The sequence below is a fragment of the Paenibacillus phoenicis genome (assembly GCF_034718895.1).
Taxonomy (GTDB): domain Bacteria; phylum Bacillota; class Bacilli; order Paenibacillales; family Paenibacillaceae; genus Fontibacillus; species Fontibacillus phoenicis.
Genome location: NZ_JAYERP010000001.1, coordinates 2,944,960 through 2,960,707, shown reverse-complemented (window position 1 = coordinate 2,960,707; position 15,748 = coordinate 2,944,960). Strand labels below are relative to the sequence as shown.

The 15,748-nt window shown below is 52.0% G+C and carries 11 protein-coding genes; 10 read left to right on the top strand and 1 reads right to left on the bottom strand.

The window, feature by feature from the left end; genetic code table 11:
- Nucleotides 1-137: 137 nt before the first annotated feature.
- The 9 genes from U9M73_RS14100 to U9M73_RS14060 all read left to right on the top strand — a co-directional run bounded on the left by U9M73_RS14100 (nucleotide 138) and on the right by U9M73_RS14060 (nucleotide 13,023).
- Entirely contained in the window at nucleotides 138-1,385 is a 1,248-nt protein-coding gene (locus U9M73_RS14100) for an ABC transporter substrate-binding protein (protein ID WP_036646545.1), read from the top strand.
- A gap of 101 nt (nucleotides 1,386-1,486) precedes the next feature.
- Entirely contained in the window at nucleotides 1,487-2,410 is a 924-nt protein-coding gene (locus U9M73_RS14095; protein ID WP_009226850.1) for a carbohydrate ABC transporter permease, read from the top strand.
- 4 nt (nucleotides 2,411-2,414) lie between these two features.
- Nucleotides 2,415-3,239, top strand: a complete 825-nt coding sequence (locus U9M73_RS14090; protein WP_009226849.1) for a carbohydrate ABC transporter permease — start codon at nucleotides 2,415-2,417, stop codon at nucleotides 3,237-3,239.
- Nucleotides 3,240-3,263: 24 nt separating this feature from the next.
- Nucleotides 3,264-5,339, top strand: coding sequence for an amylo-alpha-1,6-glucosidase (locus tag U9M73_RS14085; protein WP_323077764.1), 2,076 nt, complete (start codon nucleotides 3,264-3,266; stop codon nucleotides 5,337-5,339).
- 153 nt (nucleotides 5,340-5,492) lie between these two features.
- Nucleotides 5,493-7,121 carry an ABC-F family ATP-binding cassette domain-containing protein gene (locus U9M73_RS14080; protein ID WP_323077763.1) on the top strand — a complete coding sequence of 543 codons (1,629 nt, stop codon included), beginning with the start codon at nucleotides 5,493-5,495 and terminating at the stop codon, nucleotides 7,119-7,121.
- Between the two features lie 105 nt (nucleotides 7,122-7,226).
- A complete protein-coding gene (locus tag U9M73_RS14075; RefSeq protein ID WP_323077762.1) occupies nucleotides 7,227-8,237 on the top strand; it encodes a LacI family DNA-binding transcriptional regulator in 1,011 nt (336 codons plus the stop codon).
- A gap of 158 nt (nucleotides 8,238-8,395) precedes the next feature.
- Nucleotides 8,396-10,735: a glycoside hydrolase family 65 protein gene (locus U9M73_RS14070; protein WP_323077761.1), complete on the top strand. Its 2,340-nt coding sequence runs from the start codon at nucleotides 8,396-8,398 to the stop codon at nucleotides 10,733-10,735.
- A 23-nt stretch (nucleotides 10,736-10,758) separates the two neighbouring features.
- Nucleotides 10,759-12,057, top strand: coding sequence for an ABC transporter substrate-binding protein (locus U9M73_RS14065; protein ID WP_323077760.1), 1,299 nt, complete (start codon nucleotides 10,759-10,761; stop codon nucleotides 12,055-12,057).
- A 69-nt stretch (nucleotides 12,058-12,126) separates the two neighbouring features.
- Nucleotides 12,127-13,023, top strand: a complete 897-nt coding sequence (locus U9M73_RS14060; RefSeq protein ID WP_323077759.1) for a carbohydrate ABC transporter permease — start codon at nucleotides 12,127-12,129, stop codon at nucleotides 13,021-13,023.
- Between the two features lie 232 nt (nucleotides 13,024-13,255).
- On the opposite strand, the gene U9M73_RS14055 is transcribed toward U9M73_RS14060, so the two are convergent.
- Nucleotides 13,256-14,500, bottom strand: a complete 1,245-nt coding sequence (locus U9M73_RS14055; RefSeq protein ID WP_016310842.1) for an IS110 family RNA-guided transposase — start codon at nucleotides 14,498-14,500, stop codon at nucleotides 13,256-13,258.
- Between the two features lie 406 nt (nucleotides 14,501-14,906).
- On the opposite strand from U9M73_RS14055, the gene U9M73_RS14050 reads away from it, so the two are divergent.
- Complete coding sequence (locus U9M73_RS14050; protein WP_323077758.1) at nucleotides 14,907-15,746, top strand: carbohydrate ABC transporter permease; 840 nt, start codon at nucleotides 14,907-14,909, stop codon at nucleotides 15,744-15,746.
- The last annotated feature ends 2 nt before the right edge of the window (nucleotides 15,747-15,748 follow it).

Genomic DNA, 15,748 nt, shown 5'->3' with positions numbered 1-15,748 from the left:
GCCGCCTGCAACGATCAACTAAAAATCGAGGCGAAAATCTAAAATTAATCAATATTTGATTAATTTTTTTTGTGTTTAGGGGTGTTTATGCTTAAGGAGCAAGAAAGACAGAAGTGATCAAAAGGGAGGCAACAACAATGAAAGCCAGAAAAAGAACACTTTCAGCTCTGCTGATTTTGTGCCTTGCCGCTGTCGTAGGCTTGACCGCTTGCGGAAGCAGCAAAACCGCTGACAATACAGGGGGAAGCGAGACGAAACCGGGACAAAAAGTCACCGTCAACTTCGGGTTCTGGGGAACCGCCCAAGACTTGGCGATCTATCAAGCCGCAGCTGATAAGATCAACACGGTTTACCCGGATATTGAGTTGAAGATCAAGCAGTACCCAAGCAGTGAGCAGTTTTGGAATACGTTGCCGGGGGAAATCGCCGCGGGCGTCGCACCGGACTTTATCAAGATGTCCAACGAAGGCGCGTATGAATACATCAATAAAAATCTGTTTACGCCCATCGATGATCTGATCCAAAGTACGGGCATCGATATGAGCCGCTTCCCGGAATCTTCGAAGAACATCTGGAAGGTTGACGGCAAAATGTACGGCATCCCGAATACGGACATGCCTGCGATGTTCCTGATCAATGAGAAGATGTGGAAAGGCGCCGGGCTTGGGGACTATCCTACGACCTGGGATGAAGTGATTCAAGCAGCCAAAGTGCTGAATAAAGGCGACGTGAAAGGCATCATTGTGAACCTGGACGCCTTCCATATCACCAACTATGTGAAAAGCTTCGGCGGCGGCTGGGGCTACGGCAAAACGATCAATTCTCCAGAGAACGTCAAAGCGCTGGAACTGATCGTCGATATGTACAAAGAAGGCATTGCGGTAACACCGAAATCGTTAGGCTTTGGTTGGGACGGCGAAGTATTCAGCAACGAGAAAGGTGCGATGAGTACCGGCGGTTACTGGTACAAAGGTTACCTGAAGGACGCAAATCCGGATCTGAAATATGTGGCTTTGCCGATTCCTAAAGGGACGACCAACGGCAGCACGATGAGCTCCGACGCTTATATTGTGCTGAAGGACGCCAAAAACAAAGAAGCAGCGTTGAAAGCGGCTTACTACATGACGAACGACGAAACGCAAAAAGCCTTTATGGATCTGGGCTTTAACCCGGCATTAACTTCGCTGTCCGGCCAATACTTCGAGAAAAATCCGGAGTTCAGCGCATTGAAGCCAGCGCTGGAATACAGCACGGACTTCGAATATCCAACGGATACGAAACGCTTTACCGATGCGCTTGTGCAAGAGCTGGAAGGCCTGATTCTCGGCGGATCCGGCAAGACGGCGCAGCAAATTCTTGACGATATCCAAAGTCAGTTTAACTAAGTTCCATTTGCTCCTTGATAAGCAGCCGCTCTCTCCTGATCAGGCAAGTTTCAGAGAGAGCGGTACCTTTTTTACTTTATCCGCAAGAAAGCAGAAACGAGGTGTTACCCGTGAAAAACAATAAAAATCGGCAATCCGTGTTTCGTTCCATCGCCGATTCGGATCTGACATTAGGCTGGTTGTTTACCCTGCCTTTTTTGCTTTTATGGGCCTGGTGGTTTTTATATCCTTTCATTCAGTCTTTTGTCAGAAGCTTTCAGGATGCCAACTTTGCCTCGCTGGATCAAGCCAAGTTTATCGGGTTAAGCAATTATATTGAAATTCTTCATGACCGGGAGTTCTTCCGTGCCCTGCTCCATTCCCTGGAGATCGTGGTGGTTTCGATCCCGTTGCAAACGATACTGGGCTTGTTTCTCGCATTGCTCGTTAACCAGAAGCTCAAGGGCAAGGGCATCTTCCGGACGGTCTTTTTCTTACCCTACATCACTTCGCAAATTGCGATTACCACCGTCTTTATGATGCTGTTTAAGCAAGGGACGTTCCTGACGAATTTCTTCGGCACGCTGGGATTCGGCAATGTTACCTGGTACGCCGATACGAAGTACGCGCTGCTGTTTGTATGCATTCTGTTTATCTTCCAGCAAGCCGGGTTTACGATGATCGTCTATTTGTCCGGCCTGCAGGAAATTCCCAAAGACTTGTACGAAGCAAGCGAGATCGACGGCGCCTCGAAGTGGAATAAATTCCGCTATATTACGGTGCCTTCATTGAAGGCGGTCACGTTCTTTATCGTCTCCGTGTCTACGATCGCCGGATTTCAAATCTATGACCAAATCGCCGCCATTTCTAGGTACGGGGCGCTGGGAACTCCGGCTGGAGCAACTAGTACAGTCGTCACCTACTTCTACCAACACGGGATCCGTTACATGAACATCGGGTACGGAAGTGCGGCCGTTGTCCTGTTCTTTATCATCATTATGCTGATTACGTACCTGCAAAAAAAATTCCTGGACGTGAAGGAGTGAGAACATGAAAAGCCGTACGCGCATAGGTCGGCCGTTCCTTTACCTCGGCATGATCGTTCTGGGGCTTCTGTTTGCCATCCCTTTTATTTATACGTTGTATTCCTCCGTATTGCCGATGCGTTTCGTGAATACACTCACTTCGCCGGCAAACTGGACGCTGGATAACTTCAAACTGTTTTTTACGAATGAAGCTTACAATGTACCGCGCTGGTTTCTGAACACGATCATCATGACCGGTGTGGTGGTGCTTGGGAATATGGTGATTAATCCGATGGCAGGGTTTGCACTGGCTAAGCTGAATTTCCGGGGGAAATCGGTCATTTATTGGATCGTGGTCGCGACGATGATGGTGCCTTACCATATGATCTTGATCCCGGTCTATGTCAACATGGCTCAGTTGGGCTGGCTCAACACGTTTTGGGCTTTGACCATCCCGTTCCTGTATCAGGGACTGTATATTTTTATGCTCCGTCAGTTCTTTATTTCGGTGCCGAACGAATTTTTGGAGGCGGCCCGGATTGACGGTCTGACGAAGATGGGCGCCTTCTGGAAGATTGTTTATCCGCTGGCCCGTTCGTCGCTGATTACGATGGCGATTTTGGCATTTGCCGGAACCTGGAACAGTTATCTGATTCCGAGTACTTTGACGAATAAGCCGGATATGTACGTGCTTGTCGTAGGTCTGAACAGTGTGAAGGACCAATTCTTCGAAAATACGTCGCTGATTATGGCCGGCGTCGTATTGTCGACGCTGCCGATTATCCTCTTCTTCTTCCTGTTCCAGCGGCAGTACATCGAGGGCATCTCAAACGCCGGCATTAAAGGTTGATATCACAACTTAAGGAGGCTAACGATGGATTACCGCGTAATCAAAGAAGGGGAGCTGTTTATGCTCTCTGGGCTGAACGGCGACATTGGCCGGCACAATGAGCAGGGATTTGGATTATACGCGCAGGATACGCGCTTCTTAAGCCGCTTTGAGCTGGAGGTGGACGGCGGGAAGCCCGTGCTTCTGTCTTCCGCAGGCGACAAAAGTTATGTAGCCAGCTTCCGGCTTATCAAGGAAGCCAAGGATGACGGAGCGATTGAAGTTACACGCGACCGCTTCATCTATAATGGCAGACTTTATGAACGCATTGCCTTGACGAATTATTTTCCACGGGAGATCGCCTTTGATGTATCCGTTTCGTTCGATGCGGACTTTCAAGACATGTTCCTGGTTCGCAAATACCGCACGGGGGAAGTTGGCAAGGTGGAAGGAGTTGTCGTCGGGGATCAGAATATGACGTTCCGGTATCTTGGAGCAGATCAGGAAACAAGACAAACGCGGATCGCCTGGGACGCTAAAGGCGGACGGGCGGATGACGGCGGGACGGTTACGTTCCCATTGTCCTTGAAGATCCAAGAGACATGGCAAGTTACGTTTCAAGTTGTCCCGATGGCGGACAAGCTGCTTCCAGCGGACACGCCGCTTAGTTTTGATGAAGGGCTGCAGCGGCTGGAGCAGTCGTACGAAGCTTGGTATGCGGACAACACCCGTATCGCTTCCGATTCCCCGGTATTTAACGAATTGTACCGGCGCGGGGTACAGGACTTGCGTATGTTGACGACGGATATCGGCTACGGTGAGACGACGGTTGCGGGACTGCCTTGGTTTGCTGTTCCGTTTGGCCGGGACAGCTTGATCACCTCGCTCTTCATGCTCCCGATTAACCCTCGGCACGCCGTGGGAACGTTAAGAACGTTAGCGGCCTATCAGGGGGAGCAGGTCGACCCGTGGCGAGACGAACAGCCGGGCAAAATCATGCACGAGATCCGCTTCGGCGAGCTGGTGACCACGAAACAATCGCCGTTCTCCCCGTACTACGGCACGATCGATTCAACACCGTTGTTCCTTGTTTTGATCGGCGAATACTACCGTTGGACCGGCGACCTCGCTTTGGTGGAGGAGTTGCGGCCGAACATAATGCGCGCATTGGCTTATATCGATGCGTCCATGCAGTCGGGCTCAGGGTTTATGGCTTATAAGCAGGAAGCGGACAAAGGCTTCCCGAACCAGGGCTGGAAGGATTCCGCCAATTCGATTATGCACGAACACGGAGCTTACGCGGATTCGCCAATTGCGCTGGCTGAGGTGCAAGGGTACGTCTACCAGGCGAAGCATTCGCTGGCGCCGCTGTTCGAGCTGATGGGTGAGCCGGAGACGGCCCGCCGGCTGGAGGCGGAAGCGGAAGAACTGAAAGCGCGGTTCGAGTCGGCTTTCTGGATGGAGGACGAGCAATGCTACGCGATCGCCTTGGACAAAGATTTGCGCCAAGTCCGCAGCGTCAGTTCGAATCCGGGGCATCTGCTGATGAGCGGAATGCCCGAGGCTTCTCGCGCCAAGGCGCAGGCCGGGCGGATGATGAAGCCGGATATGTTTAACGGGTACGGCATTCGGACCATGAGTACAGAATCTACCGGCTATTACCCGATGAGTTATCATAACGGCAGCGTATGGCCGCATGACAACGCCATGATCTTGCTTGGCCTTGGCAAGCTCGGCTTCAAGCAGGAGGCGGAGCAAGTTATCTCGGGATTGCTGAACGCTTCGGTGCATTTCGAGTACCAGCGCTTGCCGGAGCTGTTCTGCGGTCATGACGCGGGTCTGGGCCATCCGGTTCCGTATCCGACGACCTGCTCGCCGCAAGCTTGGGCGGCCGGCACATCGATCGTCTTCCTGCAGGCGATGCTGGGGCTGTACCCCGATGCGCTCCGCCGGGAAATCGTATTGTCGCCGTTCCTTGTGCAAGGCATGAACCAGCTGGAGGCAACGCATATCGCGATCGGCGGCGGGCACTTGTCGGTTCGCGTTACGCGGAACGCGGACGGCAGCACCTTCTCCGTCGAGATTCTGGAGAACACCACAGGTTATACCGTGGTTGAATAAGCTCTCCTACCTCTGACCTTCCTTTGGGAAGGTTGGAGGTATTTTTTTGCCCAAAGCCTGCAATATCCTGACAATGCTCAACTTAAGGGCTAATGTATGCTATAATATTGAGCCAGTAGTTCGATAATGAAAAAAAGGATGGTAATGCCTAACATGATCAGTACTAACGGTGTGACGCTCCGGTATGGAAAACGGACACTTTTCGAAGATGTAAATATAAAATTCACCCCCGGCAACTGCTACGGTTTGATCGGGGCCAACGGGGCGGGCAAGTCGACGTTCCTGAAAATTCTCTCCGGCGAGATCGAGCCCAACCAAGGCGAAGTGTTTATGACGCCGGGCGAACGTTTAGCGGTCCTCAAGCAGAACCACTATGAATACGACGAGTACCCCGTGCTGGAAACGGTGATCATGGGTCACGGCCGGTTGTATTCGATTATGAAAGAGAAGGATGCGCTGTACGCCAAACCCGATTTCTCCGAAGAGGACGGCCTGCGTGCAGGCGAACTGGAGGGCGAATTCGCTGAGTTGAACGGCTGGGAAGCCGAGTCGGATGCAGCGGCGCTGCTGATTGGCCTTGGCATTCCACGCGAGCTGCACGATAAGAAGATGGCCGAGCTGAGCGGCAACGAGAAGGTGCGCGTGCTGTTGGCGCAAGCGTTGTTTGGTCGCCCGAATAACCTGCTCCTGGACGAACCAACGAACCACTTGGACCTCGAATCGATCCAGTGGCTGGAGAACTTCCTGATGGACTACGAAGGCACCGTTATCGTCGTATCCCATGACCGTCACTTCCTGAATAAGGTATGTACGCATATCGCGGATATCGACTTCGGTAAAATCCAGTTGTACGTCGGCAACTACGACTTCTGGTACGAATCCAGCCAGTTGGCGCTGCAAATGCAGCGGGACGCCAACAAGAAGAAGGAAGAGAAGATCAAGGAGCTGCAAGCCTTTATTCAACGTTTCTCGGCGAACGCTTCGAAATCGAAGCAAGCGACCTCGCGGAAGAAGCAGCTCGAGAAAATTACGCTGGAGGACATCCGTCCGTCCAACCGGAAATATCCGTTCCTGCACTTCAAGGCAGAGCGTGAAGCGGGCAAGCAGCTGCTGACCGTGGACGGGCTGACCAAAACGATCGAAGGCGAAAAGGTCTTGGATAACGTCAGCTTCGTCGTAAACAAAGGCGACAAAATCGCCTTCGTCGGACCCAACAGCGTGCCGAAAACAACGTTGTTCCAAATCGTCATGGGCGAGTTGGAAGCCGACAGCGGGGAATACAGCTGGGGGATTACAACTTCGCAGGCGTATTTTCCGAAGGACAACTCCCGTTATTTCGATGGGGTGGACCTGAATCTGGTGGAATGGCTGCGCCAATATTCGCCGAAGGATCAGGACGAAACGTTCCTGCGCGGCTTCCTTGGACGGATGCTATTCTCCGGCGAAGAAGCGCTGAAGAAAGCGAGCGTATTGTCCGGGGGCGAGAAGGTTCGCTGCATGCTGGCCAAAATGATGCTGAACGGCGCAAACGTGCTGTTGTTTGACGAGCCGACCAACCACCTCGATCTTGAATCGATTACGGCGCTCAACAACGGGTTGATCGACTTTGATGGCACGATCCTCTTCACGTCGCATGACCATCAGTTCATCCAAACGATCGCCAACCGCATCATTGAAATTACGCCAAACGGCATCATTGATCGCGTTATGACATACGACGAATATCTGGAGAGCGAAGAGATTCAAAATCTGCGGAAATCGATGTATCCGGAAGAAGGATAAGTTGGATTTGCTGGACGTTTCAAATAGGTAGATCATGAAGCCGCACGAGGACCTTTGCAGGTCTTTCGTGCGGCTGAAATAATACATGAAGTCGTGGTGAGTCAGATGGTATCGATAAAAGATGTAGCCAAGCTGGCCAACGTATCTATTGCCGCTGTGTCGAAGACGTTAAACGGTTATCCCGACGTCAGCGAGACGACGCGACAAAAGGTGATGCAGGCCGCGCAGGAATTAAACTATTTTCCCAATCGGTTGGCGAAAAACCTAAAGCATAAGGTGACGAAGACAATCGCGCTAATCATTTCCAACTTCGAGCAGGCCAACGGTAAAGACGGTGTGCTGTTTCAGATCATGAGCGGGGTGTACGCTGCCGCCCAGCACTATCGCTATGAAGTGGTCATCTATACGCGCAGTCTGTCCGAGCAGCAGGACAAGTCCTACTGGCAATTTTGTCAGGAAAATAAAATCGCCGGGGTTGTCATTGCAGGCCTTCGTACAACAGATCCCTATTTCGACGAGTTGGTGAACAGCGAACTGCCCTGCATGGTGGTTGATGCGGATATCGTTGGGCCGAAGACGGGCTCCGTTTCCACGGACAACGTCAATGCCGCCAAGCAAGCGGTGGAATTTTTGATCAGCAAGGGTCATCGGCATATCGGGATGGTTAACGGGCACAGCTTTGCCGCGGTTAGTATACAGCGGCTGCAAGGATATCGCGAAGCCTTGGAGGCGGCTGGTTTGCCATATGATCCTGACCGAGTGATCGACGCCGATTTTAAGGAGGAAGAAGCCTATCACGCTGCTGAATCGTATCTGCAGAACCATCCTCAGGTGACGGCTGTGTTTGCTGCCAGCGATCTGATGGCGATCGGCTTTATGACCCGTTGCCGGGAATTGGGCGTTTCGATTCCAGAGCGACTATCGATTATGGGGTTTGACGACATCGTGCTGTCCAGCTATACGACCCCTAAATTGTCGACAGTCCGCCAGGATTTTGAGAAGATCGGATATTCGGCTTTTGAAGAAGTTGTGAAAATGCTCGAAAATCGAACCGAAGGATTTCATAAAATTCTTTCGTTCGAGATTATTGACAGAGAGTCCGTGAAGGTGCAATAATGGGTTCGAAAACGTTTTCGGTTAGCAATTGCTTTTTTATTTTATCCGGTTCGAAATCGTTTTCGAATTTTTTGTCCTTTGTTCGAAAACGTTTTCGATCGCGCTTTCAAATGGCGCGAGGGAAAGACAAATTCTGATTGCTGGAGAGGAATTGACTTATGTTAAGCTACAATCCCAAAACGACGGAGGAGCTGGAAAATTGGGTGTTCTCCGAGGTTCGCTTTGATCCGTTGGCCCTTGGAAAATGCGAAGCCATCATGTCGCTTGGCAACGGTTATATGGGGCTTCGCTCGGCGACGGAAGAGCCTTATATCGGAGAGAAAAGAAATTTGTTTGTGAACGGTACGTTTAATAAATTCGACGAGTTCGAGGTCAGCGAATTGCCCAATGCAGCCGATCTGACCAAGCTGGACATCCGGATTGATGGCAGGCGGTTGTCCCTTGAGGTTGGCACCGTGACCGTATACGAGCGGAGACTTAATCTTCGCGATGCCGAGCTGGTTCGCTGTTTTGTGTGGGAACACTCCGGCAAGAAAATCGGCTTTGTGTTCCGGCGATTCGTCTCGCTCGATCATCTGCATCAAATCGGATTCCGAGTTGAGATCCGCTTGCTGGCGGGAGGCGCGAATCTTTCCATCAGCTCGGGAATTGACGGGCAGGTGACAAACAGCGGCAGCCAACATTTCCATGAAGGCGAGAAGCGTATTTATGACAAAACGTATCTTGAACTGATTCAGACGACGACAGAGTCGAAGATTGATTTTGTGCTCGGGGCAGTTCATGAGTTAAAGGTGAACGGTCACAAAGCCGAAATCGCGCCGAAAATGGACATTGACCGCCGCCGGGTGGGCGTCACTTATACGCTCGACCTCGCGGAGGGGGATACGCTTGTTTTTGAGAAGCTGGCCACTGTATATACGAGCCGTGACAAGGAGTTTCCAGAAGGAACCACGCTGGAAACGATCCGGCAGACGGCCCTGAAGACGTTGAAGGAGATGCGCCTTGCCGGTTACGACGAGCTGTTCCGCCGGCATCGGGCTGCTTGGAGCGCGGTATGGGAACGCTACAATTTTTCGATTAAATCGGCGAGCAGCTTCGATCTGCTGGCTCTGCGCTTTGCCATCTATCATCTGGTCGCCATGACACCGGCGCATGATCATCGGATGGGCATCGGAGCCAAAGGCTTAAGCGGAGAAGGATATAAAGGCCATTCCTTCTGGGATACCGAGATTTTTATCCTGCCGTTCTATATTTATTCCAACCCGGCGATCGCCCGCTCCCTGCTGGAGTACCGCTATTTGGGGCTTGAAGGGGCAAGAGCAAAAGCGCGTGACAACGGATACGCCGGAGCGATGTACCCGTGGGAGGCGGCCTGGCCAAGCGACGGCGAAGTGACCCCCGTATGGGGTGCAGTAGATGTTGTTACCGGCGAGCAGACGAAGATCTGGTCCGGTTTTATCGAACAGCATATTACTTCCGACATCGCTTACGCGGTATGGCATTATTACCAGGCTACCGGTGACCGTGATTTTATGAACCGGTGCGGGTTTGAGATGATTTTTGATACCGCAACGTTCTGGGCGAGCCGATTGGAGTGGGATGAGGCTGAACAACGCTATGAGATCAACGATGTTGTTGGCCCGGATGAATACAAGGAGCATATCGACAACAACGCATTTACCAATTATATGGCTCATTTCAACATCGAATTGGCGAAGCAGTATTATTACGCGTTGCAGGAAGAGGACATGGAACTCTTCCAGCGCTTGAACGCGAAGCTGAACCTAGAGCAGGCCATTTCCGAGTGGGAGACCAAAGGCGGACTTATTTACTTGCCTCAGCCGAACCGCGAAGGGATCATCCCGCAGGACGACACCTATTTGCTCAAGAAGCAGATAGATCTTACCCCGTATAAACGTCAGGCCCGAGTGGGCAGTATTTTCGACGATTACAATCTCGATCAAGTAGGGGAAATGCAGATATCGAAGCAGGCGGATGTTTTGATGTTGTTTTTCCTGCTCGAAGACCGTTTTCGGCCGGATGTGAAAAAAGCCAATTACGACTATTACGAAGAAAAAACGCTGCATGATTCCTCGTTGTCGATGTCAACGCACTGCATTCTGGCCAACGATCTCGGCGACCGCACGCTGGCGTATGAGCTGTTCCGACGCGCCGCCGAAATTGATCTCGGCCCTTATATGCATTCCTCCGATGCCGGCATTCATTCCGCTTCGCTTGGGGGCGTTTGGGAATGCGTGGTGATGGGATTCGCCGGCGTACGCATGCTGGGCGGTGAGCTTCATTTGAATCCCCGCCTGCCGCAGCAATGGGAGGAGTTGTCCTTCCCGCTCTATTGGCAGGGGCGGCGCCTCGAAATTGTCCTTGACCACAGCAATTTGCATATCCGGACAGAGGAGCCGGGTGAGATGGAGTTGCTCGTGCATGGACAACGGATTCGCTTCAACCAAGAATTACAATATAGATATCAAACCTATTAAACCTATTAAGGGAGGTCTAAACGATGAGAAAGAAAGGGTATACGACACTGGTTTTAGTCATGATCGCCGCGCTGGTGCTGTCGGCTTGCGGAGGCAGGAAGGACAATGCCGCAGGCGGGGATGCAGGCGCATCCGGGGGGAAAGTCAATCTGACCTTCACCGTCTGGGGGGATGTCAACTCAGGTGCTAACGAGCAGCAATTGGCAGATGAATTTAACGCAACTCATTCGGATATTCAAGTGAAGTTCGAACCGATTCCCAGCGACGGCTACGGGACGAAGCTGACCACTTCCCTGGCCGCCGGTCAGGCTCCTGATGTGTTCCTGATTGGCGAAGGCGACTACTTCAAATACGTGGATAAAGGGGTCGTTGAACCACTCGACGAGTATTTGAAGAACGACAGCTCTTTTTCATTGGATATTTTCCAGAAGGACTTAATCGAAAATATGAATATCAACGGCAAGCAGTATTATTTGCCGAAGGACTTCAATCCGCTGGCCCTATGGTACAACAAGCGGATGTTCGACGAAGCGCAAATTCCGTATCCTACGGACGATTGGACTTGGGACGATCTGATCGCTACCGCCCAGAAGCTGACGAAGAAAGAAGGCGGCAAATATACGCAGTTCGGCTTTAACGCCGGGAAATGGGAATATCCGATCTATACCTACCTTTGGGATCACGGAACGGATATTGCTAATGAAGACGGAACGAAAGCCGAAGGCTTCATGAACAACGAGAAAACTGTGGCCGCGCTGGAGAAATACGTGGCCTTGTCCAAAGGGGAGAACCGCGTGTCGCCAACGCCGCAGGATACGGAAACGATGGGCGGAGATGCCTCCATGTTCATGACCGACAAGCTGGCAATGATGGTCACTGGGCGTTGGATTAAATCGGATTTGGATAAATCGGACGTTCAGTACGGTTCGGCCCTGATTCCAAAAGGGGCAGACGGAACGAGAACCAGCATTATCGCCAGCGCCGGCTGGGCGATCAACGCGGCCAGCAAGCATAAGCAAGAAGCTTATGAGTTGGTGAAGTGGCTGTCGGGAACGAACGCTCAAAAGCTCCGCGCCGAGAACAGCAAAGTGCTTCCTGCAACCGTGGCGGAATTGGAGCAGGTAAAAGCGACGGAGGTTGCTGACAAACCGGTGATTGAAATGATGAATTACGCGAAGAAGCCGGTGACGATGCGTTCGGCGAACGGCCCTATCTTTGTTGAGGAATTTTCGAAGGCGATGGAGAAAATGCTGCTGGATAAACAGGACGTGAAAGGCGCGCTGGATGAGGCCGCCAAAAACGTAGACAGCAAAATCAAATAAGAAATAAGCACCCGGCGGGTGGAGCGTAAGCAGGACAAACGCTTCACCCGCCTCATCAAGGAGGTCGCCATGCGAAAATCAAATTCTGAATGGTCCGGGTATTTGTTTATTCTTCCCTGGCTGCTTGGACTTGTGCTGTTTACCGTTGGCCCTATGCTGTTCTCCTTGCTGCTGGCTTTCAGCAAATGGGACATCATCACCGGGGTCAAATCGATTGAATGGGTGGGTCTCGATAATTTTAAGGCGATCTTTCAGGACGAATTGTTCTACCAGTCTTTGAAAGTCACTTTTATTTTTGCGTTGATTTCTGTTCCGCTGTATCAAATCTTCTCGCTGTTTGCCGCTATGCTGCTCAACATGCGCACCCGGGGCATGAAGCTGTTCCGGCTCATCTATTTTATGCCCTCGGTGATCCCGGCGGTGGCGGTTTCGATGATGTGGGTGATGATTTTTAATCCGGAATACGGCGTTTTGAATCGGGCGCTCGCTTTGGTAGGGATCCAGGGGCCCGCTTGGCTGCAGGATCCTTCCTACGCGCTGGGAGCGCTGATCGTCATGGGCATCTGGGGCATCGGCAACACCATCATTATTTATTTGTCCGGACTGCAGGGAGTTCCGGAAGAGCTGTATGAAGCGGCCGAGTTGGACGGAGCGGGCCGTTTTCGTCGTTTCTTTAGCATTACGCTGCCTATGATTTCTCCGACGATCTTTTTCAATTTGATTATGGGGATTATCGGCGGATTTCAATATTTTACCCAAGCTTTTGTGATGACCAACGGCGGGCCGCTTAACTCGACCTTGTTCTACAACCTGTATTTGTATAACAAAGCATTTCAGGATTACGAAATGGGATACGCTTCGGCTCTGTCCTGGATTCTGTTTGTCATCATCCTCGTCTTTACGCTCCTCGTGATCCGCAGCTCTTCTATGTGGGTCTACTACCAAGGCGACGACGACAAGGATTAATAAAGACCATTCAAAAAAGTAAATGAAGCCGACTATTGAACCGATCTTGATGTAGAACTTATAAGTCCAGCGGTATGATGTCAAGCTGTTGATTTAATCGAATTGGAAATTTCCCGTGCCTGTTGAGCGCGGAGTCACGAAAAAAGGGCGCATCAAACCAAACCCAGCCAAAAACCATGTCAGATACCAGATTTTTACTGGGAATTCGTGAAGGACTAAGGCAAAGGAGGCGTTAATCCTTGGCGCTATTCACCTTCCTTCGAGGCGTGTAGAGTTGGCCGCTGCGTAGCAGCACATCGACCAGACGCACGAGTTTTCTTGCCGTTAAGACGAGGGCGCGTTTGTGTTGATTCTTGGGCACTTCGTGATACTTCTTCCGGTAATATTCACCGAATTCTTCATCGCGCATCCTAACCGAGTTGGCAGCTTCAACGAGGTAGTAGCGCAGGAATCGGTTGCCGGATTTGATGCGGGCGGTGTCCTCCGCCTCGAAGACGCCGGACTGGTGCCTGCGCCACGTCAGACCCGCGTACTTGGCGACGGCGGCTTGATCCTTGAACCGTTCAATATCGCCGAGTTCGCCGAGCAGACCGGCTGCATAGACTTTGCCGATGCCGGGCACTGACAGCAAGCACTGAGCGCCTTGAATGCCGTCGAGGACCCGCTCGATCGCTTTGTCGAGATCCTTGAGCTGCTTCTGGATGCTGCGGATGGATTCGATGGAGGTGCCGAGCACCAGGTCAATCGAATCCTCCACGACCTTGGACAGCCGATAGGAGGCGCGGGCAGCTTGCTGAATGCAGCGGGCGACCCGCTCGGGATCGGGGAAACGATTGCGTCCCTTGTCCCGCAGATAGTCGGCCAGATCGGCCACGTCCATCTCGGCGATGTCATCGAGGCTGAACTTCTCGGAGAGCATCTCCATGAGCGCATGGCCAAACACGGAGCTGTCGACCTCGGTTGTAAACGCATTGCACTTGTAGAACAGGTTCTGCAAGAAGTACTGCTTCTCGCGAGCCAAGTTATGGACCAAGTGGAAACGCATGCGCGTGAGGCGTTGAAGGGCGACATACTGCTCCTGCATGACGATGGTGGTCGTCAGGCGGCCGAAGCGCAGGCGATCCGCAATGACCCAGGCGTCGAGCCGGTCGGTCTTGTCCATATCCGCATAGGCTTCTCTGAACTTGCTGATGAGCTTGGGGTTCAAGGTGAACACCTTGGCCTTGCGCTCTCGAAGCGCTGGATCCTGATGCAGGTACATGGCAGGGTGCCAGCTGTAGACGGAAGTGGCTTCCAAGCCGATGTGAATCTCGGTGACGGCCAACTTGTCCGCTGCAGCGACGATTTGGTCACGCAAGTGCGAGGCGCCATTCAAATTGTTTTTGACGGTGAGTGTCTCAAGCTTGTCACCGTCAGCGTTCATGAAACACGCTTCGAGCTCTTGCGAGCTCACGTCAATACCGACAAAAAGCTTCAAGTGAAATTCCTCCTTTCGCTAGGGATTCAGGGAATGGACGCTCCGGGATGCCTCCGGCGCACGCGCAGATCTATCACCCTCGCGTATGAGGACACACTTCGGGCCATGAGCTGCCCCGGATCTGCTAAAACCGGGCATGGGATGCCGAAGGGAACAGCCAGCGGGTAAGAAGCTCAGACGCGTACCGGAGAAACAGACTTAAGGAGTAGACGATGCTACTGGAGGCAGAAGGATTTCCCCGAATGGACCCTACGTTCCATTGTCCAGAGGCATACCGGAAAGTCCAGTCCCTGATGGAATTTTCAAAGAACAAGCTGGAAATTTGGAGGCTGTTTTCCATCCCCCGGGGGGATGGAAATGAACCTAAAAGAGCTTTTTAAAGATACTATACGAGGAGGCGTCAACGATGAACCTTGCGACCAAGAGATTCAGCCCGGCCCAGATCCTGAGCCTGCTGATCCTTATAGCCGGAGCTGCGGTCGTACTCGTGCCGCTGTTGTGGACTTTTTTTACATCCCTAAAGACGCCGGCGGAAGTGTTTAAAGATAACTTCTTCCCGGAGAAGTGGCTGTGGAGCAACTACTCCGATGCCGTTCAGGCGATCCCGTTCTTCACTTTTTTGCGAAATACGCTGACGATTCTGGTGCCGGTTCTGATCGGAACTGTTTTTTCCTCCGCGCTGTGCGCCTATGGCTTTGCCAGATTCCGCTTTAAGGGAAAAAAGACGCTGTTCCTGGTGCTGCTCGCGACGATGATGCTGCCTTCCCAGGTCACGATGATTCCGATGTTCATCATGTTTAAGGAAGCGGGCTGGGTGGATACGTTTCTGCCCTTGATTGTGCCAGCCTTTTTCGGCGGGGGCGCATTTAACATCTTCCTGATTCGTCAGTTTATTCGGGGCATCCCGCGCGATCTGGACGAGTCGGCGTTTGTGGACGGAGCGAACCGGCTGCAGATCTTTGTTCGAATCATTCTTCCGTTATCGATGCCTCCGTTGATTGCGGTGTCCATTTTTACCTTTATGGGGGTTTGGAACGATTTCCAAGGTCCGCTGATTTATTTGAATTCCAATGAGAAGTACACCCTGGCGCTGGGGCTTTCCATGTTCAAAGGCTTGTACAACGTGGAATGGAATATGCTGATGGCGGCCACGATTCTTGTGATGCTGCCGGCTCTGGTCGTGTTCTTTGCCGTCCAGAAGTATTTCATCGAGGGGATATCCATCTCTTCGGCTGTTAAGGGCTAAGC